The organism is Paenibacillus sp. FSL W7-1287 (genome assembly GCF_038004245.1).
GTDB classification, from domain to species: Bacteria; Bacillota; Bacilli; order Paenibacillales; family Paenibacillaceae; genus Pristimantibacillus; species Pristimantibacillus camelliae.
Map to the genome: position 1 here is coordinate 1,854,288 of NZ_JBBORD010000001.1, position 17,338 is coordinate 1,871,625.

Here is a 17,338-nt window from a genome sequence, read left to right on the forward strand (position 1 = left end):
GTGCAGCATTGGAAGCATCGGATGCGATAAAGGCAGTACAAGCAGGTAGGTTTTCCCCTTTCTATGTACTGTACGGTAAGGATCGATACCGGATGGAGCAATTTGTAGAGTTGATAAAAAATAAAATGTTTCAGCCCGAAGATCAAAATATGGGGATTAATAAATATGATACGCAAGAAACCTCGCTTGATGAGATTATGATAGAGGCTGATTCTGCGCCATTTTTTATGGAGAAAAAGCTAATTCTCGTTAAGGACAGTATTGTATTTGGGACAGGTAAGGACAACTCGAAGCTTGAACATCGTCAAGAAGCGATATTAAATTATATCGAACATCCTCTGGAAAGCTCAGTTGTCGTTTTTATCGTTAATGCAGAAAAGTTAGATGAACGAAAAAAGCTTGTAAAAAGCTTGAAAAATAGAAAAGTCATTATTCACTTTCCTGAGCTGGAGCCTAATCAATTGCTGCAATGGCTTAAAAAAAGGGCTGGAGAACAAGGAAGGCTGCTGGATCCTGATGGAGGAGAGCTTCTCATTCGAAGAGTTGGCATGTCCATGCAGCAGTTGGTGCAGGAATTGGACAAGCTGTGCTTGCACGTAGGAGAACGTGGAGAAATCACACGGGAGCTTGTAGATCAGCTTATAGGCGTAACGGTTGAAGAAGATGTATTCCTGCTTGTAGATGCCATTGTGAATGTAAAGCTAGCTGATGCGCTTGCGATGTATAAAGCGCTACTAATTCGTAAGGAAGAGCCAATTAAGCTCGTTGCACTTATTGTACGACAAATTAGAATGATGATTCATATTAAAGAGCTTGAAGGGCATCATTATAGTCCTCAGCAAATCGCTGGAATGATTGGTGCTCACCCCTACGCAGTTAAACTAGCATCTGAAAAATCAAAAGGCTACCAGAAAAAAAGGCTAGCTGAGCTGCTCAGCTCATTAGCCGATCTTGATTACGGCATGAAAACTGGTAAAGTTGATAAAGCGTTAGGATTAGAGCTATTCATATTGTCACTAGGTAGTAGCTATACACTATCCTTTCAAAGCGAATCCTTTATGATGGATTAACAGTGAGAATGGCTGTAGCTGCTATTCACTTCAGAGCATTCGTACATAACCTCGTCCTTTACAAAGTCACAACAAGGGCGGGGTTATTTTATATTCATAGCGATACATATACATGTAGGAGTAAAAACAATACGAATAAGACGAAATAGTAGACTAGCTTAATCAGAAGGTATGATTAGAAATGGGGAATTGAATTTAATTTTGAAAGGAAATGAAAGTAATATTCGTAAGGAGCATCTAAAGGGTGTCACAAGAGGTAAGTATTTTATGAAGTAGAATGAAGGGTGAGATTTCGTTTGACACAACAAAAATCATTTGCAAGATTTTTAATTGTATGGTTTGGGCAGTTGATCTCTATGATTGGTATTGGACTTACTGCATTTTCACTTGGTGTATATGCATTTGAAACGACGAATACGGCAACTGCTGTTGCGTTAATTACGTTGTTTGCTTTTGTACCTAACATATTGTTGCGTCCGATCGGTGGAGTGCTGGCAGATCGTTACGATCGACGTCTCATGATGATTGTCGGTGATCTAGGTGCAGCTATAGGCTTGATGTTCATACTTATGATGATGTTAACGAATAATATTGAGCTTTGGCATATTTATGTCGGTGTCTCAATTAGCTCGATTTTTTCATCCTTGCAGGCCCCGGCATATCGTGCCTCCGCAACAGATTTACTAGAGGAGAAGGACTTCTCCAAAGGGAGTGGGCTTGTTCAGCTTGCAGAATCAGCAAAATTTTTATTCTCACCCATCATTGCGGGCATACTATTATCGATTACGACAATTGAGATCATATTAGTCATTAATATAATGACATACCTCGTTGCAATACTAGCGGTGTTTTTTATTCGAAAGAAGCTGATTGCGGCTTCACAGCACGAAGAGCGCAAGCCTTGGTATTACGAAATAATAGAGGGCTGGAATACGATAAAAAATAATCGAGGTGTTCTGCTACTTGTTATCATTGTGTCGATTATTACCTTCTATCTTGGATTTCTGGAGACGTTAATTGGGCCTATGCTTCTATCATTTACAACTGCCAAAACACTAGGGATGTTCCAGTCTATAAGTGCGATTGGCATGCTTATAACCTCATTACTGATCGGGAGGTTTTCGTTAACGAAGCGTTATTCCTCTATGCTTGTTATGGGCTTGGTGTTAGCTGGCTTTGCTTTCGCAATGCTTGGCACCACGACGAATATTTATTTGCTCATTTTTGCAGGCTTCTTATTTTTAGGATCGTTGCCATTTGTTAATACGAGTGCGGATGTGCTCGTTAGGCGAAACATTCCCAATGATAAGCAAGGTCGTGTCTGGGGGATTATTGGAATCCTGTCGCAAGTAGGCTTTATTATTGCGTATAGTACGGCTGGTCTACTTGCCGATAAGGTGTTTAATCCTTTGCTTGTGGAAGGTGGGAAATTAGCAGGTTCAGTCGGTTCTGTTATTGGAGTAGGTCCAGGCAGAGGGATTGGGTTGTTATTTATAATAGCAGGTTTTCTTGTCGTCGTTGTCGCGCTATTGACTTCACGGATACGAGCTATTCAAGCTCTGGACGAGGAGAACAATCTACATAATGCTCCTGTTAGTAATGTGCTCCATTAGTTGCTCCGTAAATGGTGGGGGTCTATAGCCGTTGTAGTGTTGAGCATTGCTCCGTAAATGGTGAGGTTTCAATAGCTGTTGGCAGCGCTACGTAAACGGTGAGGTTCCAATTGCTGTTGCCCTCTGATTTCTGGAAGGGGATTAATAGTAGAAATCAGAGGACAAAGGCAACCGCTTCGCTTTTCCACTCTCACCATTTACTCCGCTGTGGCGTCGTCATGGCGGATGCAACGAAGCGAACCTCACCATTTACTCCGCTGTGGCGTCGTCATCGTCATGGGGATGCAACGAAGTGAACCTCACCATTTACTCCGCTGTGGCGTCATAGCCAGCAGATGCTACGATATGATAAACTCACCATTTACTCTGCTGTAGCGTCATCGTGGGCATTGGCCTCGCAGTGATAGCCACTCTATTTACTCCATAGGTGTCCAGATGACCACGCTCCGCATTTACTGTTTAAGTATTCACTCCGCTAACGGTCATCGTGGTTTTCGCTCCACGGTTACAATCCTCAATTGTTTTGCTGCTCTTCCTGAGCCGCATGCCTAATCACTATTACCAGCCATTCTCTTCGCAGATACTGTGCTTTAGCCACCGCTACTAATCTACTACTGTAACAACTGCCGTTATTGCTGTGTACGAGCACTCTATGCATTTTCTAGCATAACTGCTTTGAGAAGCTTTACTTAGAAGTAGCCACACTCCTTGCAATGCTAGGTTCCCGTATTAAAACACACAAAAAAACCTCGACCAGAGGACGAGGTTTTACATTCATCGGCTATTAAGCTTGTGCGCTAAGAGCGTTCAATCTTTTAGCAAGACGAGATTTTTTGCGGGCAGCCGCATTTTTATGAATTAGGCCTTTAGTTACAGCCTTGTCCAATTTTTTCGAAGCAGTGATCAAAGCAGCTTTTGCAGCTTCAACATCAGCGCCTGCAATAGCTTGGTCAGCTGTTTTAACTGCAGTACGAAGTGCAGAACGTTGAGAAGCGTTCAGTGCGCGACGTTTTTCATTAGTTTTTACACGTTTGATCGCGGATTTAATGTTTGGCATGGAATTCACCTCCTAGACTAGTCAAAGCGTTTCATGTTCCAGAAACCTGTTCAACACAACTTAAAATATATTAGCATGTGCGTAGTCAAAATGCAAGAGCAGAGCGGTGATAAACATTAAAATGGCTGTGCATGAATTGTTGTACAAGAGCGAACAATACGAATGTAAAACAATGATAGAGGAGGCATTTAAAATGTCAGAACTTGATTTATCTCCATATCAGGTACGTACTGATCTAGCAATCGAAGCTGTTGAGATGGCTACGGAGCTAGCGACCGCCCCAATTACTGGTGTCGAAAAGGAAACGTTTGAAGATCAAGGGATTACCATTACACGCTTGCACGTGCAAAATCAAGTAGGTTCTCAAGCTATCGGTAAAATGGTCGGCAGATATGTAACGATTGAGGTGCCTCAGCTGCGCAATGGGGATACGACGCTACAGGATCGTGTAGCTACACATATGGCGAAGGAGTTCGAATTGTTTCTTCAGCGGCTTTCTATTACAAAGGATGCAAAGGTATTAATTGTAGGACTCGGTAACTGGAATGTAACACCAGATGCTCTTGGTCCTATCGTCGTGGAAAATGTTATGGTAACGAGGCACTTTTTCGAGCTGATGCCAAACGACGTAGCACCTGGCTACCGTCCAGTAAGTGCTGTGTCACCTGGTGTACTCGGAATAACAGGGATTGAATCGAGCGAAATTGTTAGAGGAATTGTCGACCAGTCGAAGCCTGATCTTGTTATCGCGATAGATGCACTTGCTTCAAAGTCCATAGAGAGAGTGAATACAACCATTCAAATAGCTGATATTGGTATTCATCCTGGATCAGGCATTGGAAACAAACGTAAAGGATTAACACAAGAAACACTAGGCGTCCCTGTGATTGCAATCGGTGTCCCAACAGTCCTTTATGCATCAACCATCGTTAACAACACCATTGATCTAATGCGCAATCACCTTGCAAAAAACAATGGCGATAATGATAAAATTTTCGGGCTACTTAATCAAATGAATGAGCAGGAAAGGCTGTCTTTAGTAAAAGAAGTGTTGGAGCCTATCGGTCATAACATGCTCGTGACACCGAAAGAAATCGATGAATTTATCGAGGATATAGGTAACATCATTGCCAGTGGACTAAATGCATCGCTACATGAGGCAATCGATACGAACAATGTAGGTGCATATACACATTAAATGTGAATGGAATCCTTATCGGGGCTGTGACAAAAGCAAAGCGTTTGCTTTTGTCACAGCCCTTTTAAGCTTGATTATGTGAACAAGGCACAGCTCACAAATAACCTAGCAGAGTAAGTGGCGAATTGAAACCACGCAGCACAGCCCACTTTACACACCCGGTGGAGGCTGCTCCAGCGGAGCAAACGGTGAGAGTGGAAAAGCGAAGGGGTTGCCTTTGTCCTCTGATTTCTACTATTAATCTCCTTCCAGAAATCAGAGGGCAACAGCAATTGAAACCTCACCGTTTGCGGAGCGCTGAAATCAGAGGGCAACAGCAATTGAAACCTCACCGTTTGCGGAGCGCTGAAAAACATCAAGCAGCAGCAAACTGAACCTCAACAATTACGGAGCGCCTTAAAATCTCTCATTCTATCAATTCCAAAATATAGTTCTAGCACAGCGAGCAGGCTCATAGAGTAGAAGTAGAATGATAGAAATCAACTGGAGAGGGAGATTGCAATGGAAAGAGAGCTTAAACTAACGGTAGCGACCGAACGTTGGAATAGTGCGGAGGAATGGAAGGAATTAAAAGGCTATGCCAAAACATTTATGCTGTTAATGCTATTATCGATGACGTTCGTTATATTGATCGGAATCGGTTCGTATATGAGACATGAGATAAGTGCAAAGCAAACGACGTATGGTCTTGCAACAGTTGACATCAAGCAGTCTGCACTACAGGGAATGCTTGCGGAAGAGCTACCATACTACGCGTCCAATCAGAAGCTAGACACGTTCTCTTTATCAAGCTTAGGACTATGGCTGCTAGAAAAGGTAACAAATGTATCATTACTCGATCCAGCTAGCCTTGTTTCTAGTGAGATGCTATATAGCAGTGTAGAAGAGCAATCTACATTAATCCATGGAGGAGAAGGCTCCGATCCGGCGATAGCACCACAGGATGATAAGAACATGAGCTTAGCGCCGATTGATGACGAGTATTTGGACGAGCTGTTAGCAGAAGTGGGCAATGACAATAGCAGCGAACCAGATGAGGTTCCAGTTGCGCCGGAGCAAGAAGAGGAACCGGCTCAACCACAAGGAGTAGAGAGTGCTGCTAAGCCAGTTGCATTCATCTATCACACTCATAACCGCGAATCGTGGAATTCTGAAACTTCGAACGATGATGCACAATCAACGAAGAACAATATAACATTAGTTGGTCAGCGATTAGCCGAGGAGCTTGAGAAGCTTGGGTTAGGCGCGATGGTATCCGATACAGATTATCCAACCGCTGTACCTGACTATGAGTGGGAGTATAGCTATAAATACTCTCGAAAAACGGTTAAAGAAGCGATTGCAAGCAACGATGAGCTGCAATATGTATTTGATTTGCATCGTGATTCTCAAGCTAGAAAATATACGACAGCTGAAATTAATGGTGAGAGCTATGCACAGGTATACTTTATTATTGGACAACGTAATCCAAATTGGAAAGAAAACGAAGCGTTTGCCCTGAAAATTCATGAGAAGCTTGAAGAGCAGTATCCAGGTTTATCTCGTGGCATTTGGGGGAAAAATGCGAATAGCGGCAATGCGGAATATAATCAGACACTGTCCAGTCAAAGCGTTTTAATAGAAGTTGGCGGTATAGACAATACGCTTGAAGAAAGCTATCGAACGGCGAAGGCTTTAGCTGACGTTATTGCACAAATCCATCAATCTGAGGGCTAGTAAAGGAGGGAGTAGCTATGTTTCGCAATAAGGCTTGGAAGTGGCTCGTATTGGGAGGTGCCATTACGGTCATCTTGCTGTACATGCTCGAAATGACAACGACAGGTATAGAGCGCATTTATGGTCCACTGGATGAAACTGCGGCTGCGGCACAATCTCAGACAAGCAACGAGAAAGCTATCGGTCTAATCCCTATTGAAGCTGCTGATGATACTCAAGCCTCTGACAGTTTCAAAACGAACTTTACTCCAGAAAGCCCGATTGATAAGGAGATTGCTGCTCTAGAGGCTGAAATCGCTGAGCTAAAACGACTTGCACTGCTTAAAGAAAAGGAAGAGCTTCAGCAAAAGCTTTTATTAAATGAGGATGCAGCTAAACCAGCTGTAAACCGAGTGGCTGATACGACTTCCGAGGTACTGCAAAACGCTTCCTCATCTGGCCTGCAATTTATAGCCAAATTATTTAGCAATGTGATTGATTAGGTGATACGATGTGTCGACAGGATGTGCTTTCAATAAAGCCTTTCTTGCCGACACATTTGCTTTTTTTATAAGCATTAAAACTTTTATATACGTGTCCATTGATGTGAATAACGTTTAACGGTATAATAGGTTGATTGATTATTCAAGGAATGTGTGGAGGTTAGGCATGACCGACGTTCGCGAAAGACAGAAGAAAATTAGAAATTTTTCGATTATCGCTCATATTGACCATGGAAAGTCGACATTAGCGGACAGAATTATTGAGCTAACTGGAGGGCTCAGCTCACGTGAAATGCAGACACAGGTGCTTGATAAGATGGACCTGGAACGTGAGCGTGGTATTACGATTAAGCTTCAGTCTGTACGATTGACATATCGTGCGAAGGATGGCGAAGAGTACTTACTCAACTTGATCGATACACCTGGACACGTCGACTTTACATATGAAGTATCACGAAGCCTAGCGGCTTGTGAGGGTGCTTTATTAGTTGTCGATGCTGCACAAGGGATTGAGGCTCAAACGCTAGCTAACGTTTACCTAGCGCTTGATAATAATTTGGAAATTATACCGGTTCTTAATAAAATAGATCTGCCAAGCGCGGAGCCTGATCGTGTGAAGCAAGAAATCGAGGATGTCATCGGACTTGATGCAAGTGAAGCTGTGCATGCATCTGCAAAAGCCGGTATTGGAATAGAGGATATTCTAGAGCAGGTCGTAGCTAATGTACCAGCGCCTGAGGGTGATCCTGAAGCGCCACTCCAAGCTCTTATATTTGACTCTCATTACGATCCATACAAAGGTGTTATCGTCTATGTCCGTGTAGTAAACGGCTCAATTAAGGCAGGTCAAAACATTCGCTTTATGGCAACGAATGCGGAGTTTGAGGTTATTGAGGTGGGCTGCTTTACACCGAAAGCAGTAATCGTTGATGAGCTTCGCGTAGGCGATGTTGGCTTTGTTGTAGCGGGCATTAAAAATGTGAAGGATACTCGCGTCGGGGATACGATTACCGATGCTGATCGTCCAGCAGGTGAGGGGTTGCCAGGTTATCGCCGTATTAACCCGATGGTTTATTGTGGTCTGTATCCAATTGACTCACAGGACTATAATGACCTGCGTGAGGCACTAGAAAAGCTAGAGCTAAATGACGCATCCCTTCGTTACGAGCCGGAGAGCTCGACTGCGCTTGGATTCGGTTTCCGTTGTGGATTTCTAGGCTTACTGCACATGGAGGTTATTCAAGAGCGGATTGAGCGTGAGTTCAATATCCCACTGATAACGACTGCACCGAGCGTTATTTATCGAGTAACATTGACGAACGGAAACGTATTAGAAATAGACAATCCTTCTAATTATCCAGATTCCAGTAAGCTTGATTTTGTTGAGGAGCCGTTCGTTAAAGCAAGTATTATTGTGCCGAATGATTATGTTGGTTCCGTTATGGAGCTATGTCAGAATAAACGCGGTGAATTTATTAATATGGAATATTTGGATGAGAATCGTGTCACGATTACGTACAATCTTCCATTAGCCGAGATCGTTTATGACTTCTTTGACCAACTGAAATCGAGCACTAAGGGATATGCATCCTTCGATTATGAGCTGATCGGTTACCGTAAATCCAACCTTGTGAAAATGGATATTATGCTAAATGGTGAGCAAGTCGATGCGTTGTCAGTCATCGTTCACCGTGATCGTGCTCATCACCGAGGACGGATTATCTGTGAAAAGCTTAGAGGCTTAATTCCTCGACAAATGTTCGAGGTGCCTGTTCAAGCCTCGATCGGAACGAAAATTATTGCTCGTGAAACCGTTAAAGCGATGCGTAAAAACGTATTAGCCAAATGCTACGGCGGTGACATTAGCCGTAAGCGTAAGCTGCTTGAAAAGCAAAAAGAAGGTAAGAAGCGCATGAAGCAGGTTGGTAACGTTGAAGTACCGCAGGAAGCGTTTATGGCGGTATTGAAGATCGACGAAGATTAATAGCTGCTGCATGATTGCAGCTTTTATGAAGGGCTGGCTTTGTTGTCGATGTGCATATCGGTGACGAAGCAGCCCTTTTTTATACGAAAGGAGGAGTATGAATGCAGCCGATTCCAGAGGCACTCTATATTCATATCCCATTTTGCACCAATAAGTGTCACTATTGTGATTTCACTTCCTATATATTGAAGGGTCAGCCTGTTGATGAATACTTGGACGCATTAGAGCTAGAGATGCGACTAACAACCGAGCAATGGAAGCCGAAGCAAATTAAAACTGTGTTCGTTGGAGGTGGTACACCTACGGTACTTACACCACCTCAGATGGAGAAGTTTCTAAGCTCCGTTCATCGCTGGTTTCCACTGGCGGATGACGTGGAGTTTTCTATGGAGGCCAATCCTGGCACAACTGATCGCGATAAGCTGCAGGCAATGAAGGACGGAGGAGTTAACCGAATTAGCTTTGGTGTACAGTCCTTCGATAATGAGTTGCTGAAGAGAATTGGCAGAATCCATGAGGTGGATGATGTATATCGTAGCTTAGAAAATGCAAGAGCAGTAGGCTTTACGAATATGTCGATCGATCTCATGTTTGGACTTCCGGGGCAGACGGTAGAACTGCTCGATGAGAGCGTGCAAAAAGCGCTGGAGCTAGACCTGCCACACTATTCCCTCTATAGCTTAAAGATCGAGGAAAACACACTATTTCACAGGTTGTATGAACGCAATGAGCTAGTGCTTCCTCCAGAGGAGGATGAGTACAAGATGTATCTGCACCTCATCGACCGAATAACAGAAGCAGGCTATAAGCATTATGAGATAAGTAATTTTGCGAAGCCAGGCTATGAAAGTCGTCATAATAGCACATATTGGCGCAATGAACCATACTATGGTTTAGGCACAGGAGCCCATGGCTATGTGAACCGTCAGCGTCATATGAACATCAAAGGAGTTCAGCCATATATCGATGCCTGCAAGTCGAAACTCCCTCGATTAGAGCAATACGATATTAGTGAACAGGAAGCGAAGGAAGACTTCATGATGGTTGGTCTGCGGCTGTTAGACGGTGTTACGGCGTCACGCTACAGTGAGCAGTTTCCACAGTCCACGCTTGAAGTTGATTTTGGCGAAATGATTGAACGACAAATCAAACAGGGGTTAATGGAACGCATTCCCGCTGATCAAGATACGATCTATCGACTAACGAAGCAAGGACTATTACTCGGTAATGAGGTGTTCGCGGCTTTTTTAGCAGATGAGTAATTTTTGGGATTGCAAAAACTCGTGGATTGATGTATATTCATTCATATTGATTGAATAATTATTAGTTCATGTGCAACCCCGGAGGTGAAGGCAGCAGTGAAAACATTAAATGTATTATGTAGAAATGCAACAAGAGAAGATGTTGAATCACTATACACGTTAATTACTGGCTACGCGGAGAAAGGAATTATGCTGCCTCGCTCGCGTGATGCACTGCTACGAAGTATAGATACGTTTGTTGTTGCGGAAATTGACGGTCAGTTTGTAGGCTGCGGCGCTTTGACGAAGCTGGGAGAGGATTTAGTAGAAATTCGCTCGCTCGGCATGTCTGAAGGCTATAAAGGCTACGGGATCGGTGGATTAATCGTTGAACAGCTTATAAAAAATGCGAAAGAATTAAAAATCAGTAAAATCATGGCTCTCACTTATGCAGTTTCTTTCTTCGTTAAGAATGGATTTGAGATTGTGGAAAAAGAAATTTTTCCTGAGAAGGTTTGGACAGATTGTGTTAATTGTCCAAAGCGCCATGCTTGTGACGAAATTGCGGTCATGAAAAAAATAGGATAATTTCGCGGAACGATACCAAATCGACTTGACAATGATCTAGCCGATTTGGTATTTTTGTATTAATGATTAGCACTCAAAGTTAATGAGTGCTAACGAAGTTGAACAAGCATGAAACCTATTGAATGGAGGATGATGAAATGCTAACAGAGCGACAAAGGTTAATACTAAAAGCAATTGTAGATGATTACATTCGATCAGCAGAACCTGTCGGATCTAGGAGCATTTCCAAGCGAGATGACATCGGTTATAGTCCGGCTACCATTAGAAATGAAATGGCGGACCTTGAGGATCTCGGATATTTAGAGCAGCCGCATACGTCAGCTGGTCGTATTCCTTCTACATTAGGCTACCGCTATTATGTTGATCATTTGCTTAATCGGAATGAACAGTTAGGTATTGAGATCGACAGAGCAAAAATCCGTTCCTTTCTAACTGATGAGTTGAACCGGATGGAGCAGGTGATACAGCATGCTGCGCTTGTGCTTTCCAACTTAACGAACTATACATCCATACTATTAGGACCAGAGCTATTCACTAATTCATTAAAGCATTTCGGCTTAGTACCACTGAATGACAACAGTGCAGTAGCGATCATCGTTACCAATACCGGGCATGTTGAAAATCGTACCATAACGATACCTTCAGGATTGTCTATGGATAAGCTGCAGCAAGTAACGAATATTTTGAACGCTAAGCTGGCAGGTGTGCCGTTAATACAGCTGAAGTCTAAGCTATATACGGAAGTCGGACATGAGCTAGAGCGTTATGTCGGACATTTCGAAGGACTGCTTCATGTTATCGAGGATGCATTAAAGCAGGGAGACGAGCATCGTGTCTTTATGAGCGGAACAACGAATATGCTCATTCAGCCTGAATTCAAGGATGTAGATAAAGTTAAAATGATACTAGATATGCTTGAGGAAACTCCAACGGTTATGAAATTGTTTTCCTCGCAACCACAAGGTATCCGTGTTCGTATAGGTACTGAAAATACACATCAAGCTATAGCAGATTGCAGCTTTATTACTGCAACCTATGAGCTCGATGGAGATGTGCTTGGAACAATTGGAATACTAGGGCCGACTCGTATGGAGTATGGCAAGGTAATCTCTTATCTGGATTTTATCTCGAAAGATATGAGTGTTATTTTGGGGCGTTGGTTTAACAAATAAGCCGCACTAAATATAGGAGGTGACAGGGTGAGTACGAAGGAGCAAAACAATGAGTTCGTTGACCTTGAGGAGCAAAAGCTTGAGGGGAATACTCATGAGGAAGCGATGGAGACAACCCTAGAGGAAGAAGAAACGATGTCAGCGGAAGCTGATCAAACTACACAAGCTGATGAGGCTGTGGCAGAACAATTGAATAAGCAGCTAGAGGAAGCGAACAGCAAGCTGTTACGTGTTCAGGCTGATTATGATAACTTCAGAAAAAGAACACAGAAAGAAAAAGAAGAGCTGGCAAAGTATGCTTCTGCTAAGCTTATCGAAAATCTGCTTCCATCGATCGATAACTTTGATCGTGCACTAGCTGCTTCTGAAGCGACAGGTGATTTTGAGGCATTAGCTAAAGGTCTTGATATGATCTATCGCCAGCTGAAAAGCACGATGGAAGCCGAAGGACTTGCTGAGATGGAGCCAGTTGGAACACCATTTAATCCAGAATTCCATCAAGCAGTGATGACGGTTGAAACTGATGAGTATGAAGAAGGCATTGTTGTTGAAGTGTTACAAAAAGGCTACATGCTGAAGGATAAAGTCATTCGTCCTGCAATGGTAAAAGTAAGCGGCTAAGCTGCTTACCTGCTTCAATCTGCAATGAATACTTAAAGATTAAAAATAAATCATGAGCGTTGTGATATACGCAATGCTTCATTAGATTGATATAAATTTAGGAGGATTCGTAAATGAGTAAAGTTATTGGTATTGACCTTGGTACTACAAACTCCTGCGTTGCTGTTATGGAAGGCGGCGAGGCAGTAGTTATTCCTAACCCAGAGGGCGGTCGTACGACTCCATCTGTCGTAGGCTTCAAAAAAGACGGAGAGCGTATCGTTGGTGAAACAGCTAAACGTCAAGCGATTACTAACCCAGATCGTACAATCATGTCCATTAAACGTCATATGGGTACAAACCATAAAGAAGTAATTGACGGAAAAGAATATTCTCCACAAGAGATTTCTGCGATTACGCTGCAAAAACTAAAATCAGACGCTGAGGCATATCTTGGTCAGCCGGTTACACAAGCGGTTATTACTGTTCCTGCATACTTTAATGATAGTCAGCGTCAAGCTACAAAAGATGCTGGTAAAATCGCTGGTCTTGAAGTACTTCGTATCGTCAATGAGCCGACTGCAGCAGCACTAGCATATGGCTTAGAAAAATCTGAGGATCAAACAATTCTAGTATATGACCTTGGTGGTGGTACGTTTGACGTATCTATCCTTGAGCTTGGCGATGGTTTCTTTGAAGTTAAAGCAACAAGCGGCGACAATAAGCTTGGTGGTGATGACTTTGACCAAGTCATTATTGATTATCTTGTTGCAGAATTCAAAAAAGAAAACGGCGTAGACCTATCTAAGGACAAGGCAGCTATTCAACGTCTAAAGGATGCAGCTGAAAAAGCTAAAAAAGAGCTTTCAGGTGTTTTAACTACGACGATTTCTCTTCCGTTTATTACAATGGTAGACAGTGTACCTGCTCACTTAGAGATGAATCTAACACGTGCTAAATTCGAGGAGCTTTCTGCTGATCTTGTAGAGCGCACGATGGTGCCAACTCGCCAAGCATTGAAAGATGCAGGACTTTCTACAAGCGAAATCGATAAAATTGTTCTTGTTGGTGGATCAACTCGTATTCCTGCAGTTCAAGATGCAGTTAAAAAGCTAACTGGTAAAGAACCACACAAAGGAGTTAACCCGGACGAGGTTGTCGCACTAGGTGCCGCAGTTCAAGCGGGTGTGTTAACGGGTGATGTTAAGGATGTCGTTCTTCTTGACGTAACTCCGCTATCACTTGGTATCGAAACAGCGGGTGGCGTATTTACGAAAATGATCGAGCGTAATACAACGATCCCTACAAGTAAAGCGCAAATCTTCTCCACGTATGCAGATAATCAGCCAGGCGTTGAAATTCACGTGCTTCAAGGTGAGCGCTCCATGGCTGCTGACAATAAAACATTAGGTCGCTTCCAGCTAAATGATATTCCACCAGCACCACGTGGCGTACCTCAAATCGAAGTTAAATTCGATATTGATGCGAACGGTATCGTTAACGTATCTGCGATGGATAAAGGCACTGGAAAAAGCCAAAATATTACAATTACTTCATCTAGCGGCTTAAGTGACGAAGAAATCGATAAAATGATGAAGGAAGCCGAGCTGCATGCAGAACAAGATGCGAAGCGCAAAGAGCTTGTTGAAGCGAAAAACAATGCAGATCAGCTTGTATACCAAACAGAAAAAACGTTAAAAGACCTAGAAGGCAAAGTTGATGCAGCGGAAGTAGATAAAGCGAATGAAGCGAAAGAAAAACTGAAATCTGCAGCTGCAACAGACGACATTGATCAAATTAAATCCGCAACAGAAGAATTGACTGCGATCGTTCAGCAGCTTTCCACTAAGCTGTATGAGCAGGCACAGCAAGCGCAGGCAGGTGGCGCTGAGGGAGCGGATGCAGCACCAGGTAAGGATGATGTTGTAGACGCTGATTACGAAGTTGTCGATGATAACAACAACAAGTAATAATTAGCTATGAAAGGTCAAAGCGGGTTATTCCGGTCTTTGACCTTTCGCTTGTCATGTTGTAAAAAGGTAATGGGAGGTGAGATCAATTGGCTGAAAAGCGAGATTATTATGAGGTGCTTGGGGTAAGTAAGGATGCATCTGGTGATGATATTAAAAAAGCTTACCGTAAGCTCGCTCGACAATATCATCCTGACGTCAACAAGGCTGCAGATGCTGAGGATAAATTTAAAGAAGTCAAAGAAGCATATGACGTGTTAAGCGATGATGGCAAACGTGACACGTACGATCGTTATGGTCATATTGATCCGAATCAAGGTATGGGAGGCGCAGGTGGCGCTGACTTTGGTGGATTTGGTGATATATTTGATATGTTTTTCGGTGGCGGTGGTCGCCAGCGTGATCCGAACGCGCCTCAACGTGGTAAGGATCTGCAATATACGATGACGATTGAATTTGTTGAAGCGGCATTTGGTAAAGAAACAGAGGTCACAATTCCTCGTGAGGAGAACTGTGATACTTGTCGTGGTACAGGTGCTAAGCCTGGCACGTCTCCAAAGGTTTGCTCGACATGTCATGGTTCTGGGCAGCAGGAAGTTGTGCAAAATACACCATTTGGTCGCATTGCTAACCGTCGTGTATGTCAAAGCTGCCGTGGTACTGGTAAGATGATTACCGATAAATGCGGAACATGTCACGGAAATGGTCGTCTAAGAAAGCAGCGTCGCATTAAGGTGAACATTCCAGCTGGTGTAGATGACGGTCAACAAATTCGTATTAGCGGTGAAGGTGAAGGCGGTAAAAACGGTGGACCTGCTGGTGACCTCTATATCGTGCTGCGCGTAAAATCTCACGAATTCTTCGATCGTGAAGGCGATGATATTTACGTAGAGGTTCCAATTACGTTCGCACAAGCAGCACTTGGCGATGATATTGAAGTACCGACCTTGACTGAGCGAGTGAGAATGAAAATTCCAGCTGGCACGCAAACAGGGAAGTACTTCCGTCTAAAAGGTAAAGGCGTACCAAAGCTAAGAGGCGGAGGAAACGGCGATCAGCATGTCAAGGTTACAGTTGTAACACCTACAAACCTTACAGAAGAACAGAAGGATCTGCTTCGTCAGTTAGGTGGGTTGGGTAATCAAGCCGTTGCTGCAACGGAAGAGCATCATGAATCGATCTTTGAAAGAATGAAGAAAGCGTTCCGCGGCGAATAGAGGCTCACATACTTTTAATACGCTCGAACATTCGGTGCTCACATTCTTTTAATATGCTCGAACATTCCTGCGGAATGAGGGTCGCTTTATTAAAAGTATGTTCGCTTGAAGCTCAATGAATATAAACCGAGATATACCTTAGAATTGCAATTGCAGCTCTGTTGTTAGTTGAAGACCAACAACAGAGCTGCAAACTTCTTCTAGGTATAGCTCGGTTTTTTTATGATCGTACACTGTAGGTCATATAAAACGAAATGGAACCTACCGTGATCGCAAAGTTGGACATGAAAATAAAAAAAACGGAAACGTGGCATTTCTATAGAGTAAGTAAGTGTCGTTGTTGCCTACGACTATAAAAAACGGTAATATCATTCTCAAATGTGTGGGTCTTAGAATTGAAATAAAATCAAATTACAGATAAAATTTGATTCTTATGATGGTTGTCATGTTCTATAAACTCGTAGATTATGTAAAGCAATGAGTAGGGAGTGCTTGTATGTGGACAATTTTCTACGCCGTTTACGGTCACGTGTTTGACGGCAACGTCTGGTTCTGTAAGCAGTATCTCGATTAACTTAAGACGTGTTTGCTTGAATTCTTCGAGCAAACTATTTTTTGAAATGCCCGAATAGGCATATTCATAGGCTTTTTGGTTGAACGAATTGAAGTCTGGAAAGACCATTCCTTTGCCATTTTTAATAGCAGGGATAATCGTATTGATGAGGTAATTATCCCAATTTAGAAGATGGGAAACAATTTCGGAGACTGTTGCTTTCCCTTCGGAAATTGGAGTTAACCAAATTTTATCGTCCAAATCACGCAATTTTTCCGTCCACTCTATAAATTCTTTATACCGATGAATTGTATCATTGCCTAAGTTAATCATATTGAAAACCTCCACATTTATTAAATAAAATAGGAACTTATGTTCTCATTATATTCTTTTTACTCCCAGGTATCTACTAAAACTAACACTAACGATTAACATTAGTGAATAAAACTTGTAATCAATAATAATTGAACATCTAATTAGATAGGTATACAACGCTTATAATTTCGCAATACTACCGTATGAATAATGCCTTTGGAGGTGACGGTATGTACAACGAAAAAAATGAAATGGAAAAAGTGAATTTTGGTGATTTGCCTGTCGATTGGGAAGATGACGTAGAATTTGCTATTGAGCAATTTGATGAAGAAGCGTCAACTAAAGCGAACCATAAAAAGAAGACACGTTCTCTTACTGAAAATAGAATGGAACCATAAGTACCTTTTCCAATCGTACTAATATACGGTTCGGAAGTGAAAGGTCATTAAACTAAAAGGGCAAACGGAATGAGGAAACTCAACCGTTTGCTCTTTTGTGGTGTGCCCAGCATGGGCGCTATCTCTAGGGTTCAAGTCCCGAATGGTGAAGGCAGTAGTAGCCA

General features: G+C 42.7%; 15 protein-coding genes. 13 read left to right on the top strand and 2 right to left on the bottom strand.

The features are described from left to right. Positions 1-8: 8 nt before the first annotated feature. Positions 9-1,070 carry a DNA polymerase III subunit delta gene (holA, locus tag NSQ99_RS08280; protein ID WP_340836141.1) on the top strand — a complete coding sequence of 354 codons (1,062 nt, stop codon included), beginning with the start codon at positions 9-11 and terminating at the stop codon, positions 1,068-1,070. Positions 1,071-1,366: 296 nt separating this feature from the next. Then, positions 1,367-2,683 (top strand): MFS transporter, encoded by a 1,317-nt coding sequence (locus tag NSQ99_RS08285; protein ID WP_340836142.1) that lies wholly within the window; start codon positions 1,367-1,369, stop codon positions 2,681-2,683. A gap of 784 nt (positions 2,684-3,467) precedes the next feature. Here the strand turns inward: NSQ99_RS08285 and rpsT are convergent. Next, positions 3,468-3,740, bottom strand: coding sequence for a 30S ribosomal protein S20 (gene rpsT / locus NSQ99_RS08290; protein WP_251670532.1), 273 nt, complete (start codon positions 3,738-3,740; stop codon positions 3,468-3,470). Positions 3,741-3,933: 193 nt separating this feature from the next. Here rpsT and gpr point away from each other — a divergent pair, with 193 nt between their 5' ends. From gpr to dnaJ, 10 genes are all read left to right on the top strand, one after another. Next, on the top strand, positions 3,934-4,938 hold the full coding sequence (gene gpr / locus NSQ99_RS08295; protein ID WP_251670533.1) for a GPR endopeptidase: 1,005 nt from the start codon (positions 3,934-3,936) through the stop codon (positions 4,936-4,938). A gap of 501 nt (positions 4,939-5,439) precedes the next feature. Continuing rightward, the gene (spoIIP, locus tag NSQ99_RS08300) at positions 5,440-6,654 is read left to right on the top strand and encodes a stage II sporulation protein P (protein ID WP_340836144.1); all 1,215 of its coding nucleotides are present in this window, start codon (positions 5,440-5,442) and stop codon (positions 6,652-6,654) included. Between the two features lie 17 nt (positions 6,655-6,671). After that, positions 6,672-7,136: a hypothetical protein gene (locus NSQ99_RS08305; protein ID WP_340836145.1), complete on the top strand. Its 465-nt coding sequence runs from the start codon at positions 6,672-6,674 to the stop codon at positions 7,134-7,136. A gap of 166 nt (positions 7,137-7,302) precedes the next feature. Next, positions 7,303-9,120 carry a translation elongation factor 4 gene (lepA, locus tag NSQ99_RS08310; RefSeq protein ID WP_251670544.1) on the top strand — a complete coding sequence of 606 codons (1,818 nt, stop codon included), beginning with the start codon at positions 7,303-7,305 and terminating at the stop codon, positions 9,118-9,120. Between the two features lie 101 nt (positions 9,121-9,221). Continuing rightward, complete coding sequence (gene hemW / locus NSQ99_RS08315; RefSeq protein ID WP_340836148.1) at positions 9,222-10,382, top strand: radical SAM family heme chaperone HemW; 1,161 nt, start codon at positions 9,222-9,224, stop codon at positions 10,380-10,382. 96 nt (positions 10,383-10,478) lie between these two features. Beyond that, entirely contained in the window at positions 10,479-10,949 is a 471-nt protein-coding gene (locus NSQ99_RS08320; protein WP_251670546.1) for an N-acetyltransferase, read from the top strand. 137 nt (positions 10,950-11,086) lie between these two features. Then, a complete protein-coding gene (hrcA, locus tag NSQ99_RS08325) occupies positions 11,087-12,121 on the top strand; it encodes a heat-inducible transcriptional repressor HrcA (RefSeq protein WP_340836150.1) in 1,035 nt (344 codons plus the stop codon). A gap of 27 nt (positions 12,122-12,148) precedes the next feature. After that, positions 12,149-12,742 (top strand): nucleotide exchange factor GrpE, encoded by a 594-nt coding sequence (gene grpE / locus NSQ99_RS08330; protein WP_251670550.1) that lies wholly within the window; start codon positions 12,149-12,151, stop codon positions 12,740-12,742. A gap of 113 nt (positions 12,743-12,855) precedes the next feature. Beyond that, positions 12,856-14,691 carry a molecular chaperone DnaK gene (gene dnaK, locus NSQ99_RS08335; RefSeq protein WP_340836151.1) on the top strand — a complete coding sequence of 612 codons (1,836 nt, stop codon included), beginning with the start codon at positions 12,856-12,858 and terminating at the stop codon, positions 14,689-14,691. Between the two features lie 89 nt (positions 14,692-14,780). After that, the gene (gene dnaJ, locus NSQ99_RS08340) at positions 14,781-15,908 is read left to right on the top strand and encodes a molecular chaperone DnaJ (RefSeq protein WP_251670560.1); all 1,128 of its coding nucleotides are present in this window, start codon (positions 14,781-14,783) and stop codon (positions 15,906-15,908) included. A 406-nt stretch (positions 15,909-16,314) separates the two neighbouring features. On the opposite strand, the gene NSQ99_RS08345 is transcribed toward dnaJ, so the two are convergent. Further along, positions 16,315-16,794, bottom strand: a complete 480-nt coding sequence (locus tag NSQ99_RS08345) for a DinB family protein (RefSeq protein ID WP_340836152.1) — start codon at positions 16,792-16,794, stop codon at positions 16,315-16,317. A 212-nt stretch (positions 16,795-17,006) separates the two neighbouring features. Here NSQ99_RS08345 and NSQ99_RS08350 point away from each other — a divergent pair, with 212 nt between their 5' ends. Further along, on the top strand, positions 17,007-17,174 hold the full coding sequence (locus NSQ99_RS08350; RefSeq protein ID WP_251666772.1) for a YfhD family protein: 168 nt from the start codon (positions 17,007-17,009) through the stop codon (positions 17,172-17,174). The last annotated feature ends 164 nt before the right edge of the window (positions 17,175-17,338 follow it).

What these genes read in the sequence shown, in the direction of transcription:
- rpsT (WP_251670532.1), bottom strand. Translation starts at nt 3,740, where the DNA reads ATGCCAAACATTAAATCCGCGATCAAACGTGTAAAAACTAATGAAAAA.
- gpr (WP_251670533.1), top strand. Translation starts at nt 3,934, where the DNA reads ATGTCAGAACTTGATTTATCTCCATATCAGGTACGTACTGATCTAGCA.
- spoIIP (WP_340836144.1), top strand. Translation starts at nt 5,440, where the DNA reads ATGGAAAGAGAGCTTAAACTAACGGTAGCGACCGAACGTTGGAATAGT.
- NSQ99_RS08305 (WP_340836145.1), top strand. Translation starts at nt 6,672, where the DNA reads ATGTTTCGCAATAAGGCTTGGAAGTGGCTCGTATTGGGAGGTGCCATT.
- lepA (WP_251670544.1), top strand. Translation starts at nt 7,303, where the DNA reads ATGACCGACGTTCGCGAAAGACAGAAGAAAATTAGAAATTTTTCGATT.
- hemW (WP_340836148.1), top strand. Translation starts at nt 9,222, where the DNA reads ATGCAGCCGATTCCAGAGGCACTCTATATTCATATCCCATTTTGCACC.
- hrcA (WP_340836150.1), top strand. Translation starts at nt 11,087, where the DNA reads ATGCTAACAGAGCGACAAAGGTTAATACTAAAAGCAATTGTAGATGAT.
- dnaK (WP_340836151.1), top strand. Translation starts at nt 12,856, where the DNA reads ATGAGTAAAGTTATTGGTATTGACCTTGGTACTACAAACTCCTGCGTT.
- NSQ99_RS08345 (WP_340836152.1), bottom strand. Translation starts at nt 16,794, where the DNA reads ATGATTAACTTAGGCAATGATACAATTCATCGGTATAAAGAATTTATA.
- NSQ99_RS08350 (WP_251666772.1), top strand. Translation starts at nt 17,007, where the DNA reads ATGTACAACGAAAAAAATGAAATGGAAAAAGTGAATTTTGGTGATTTG.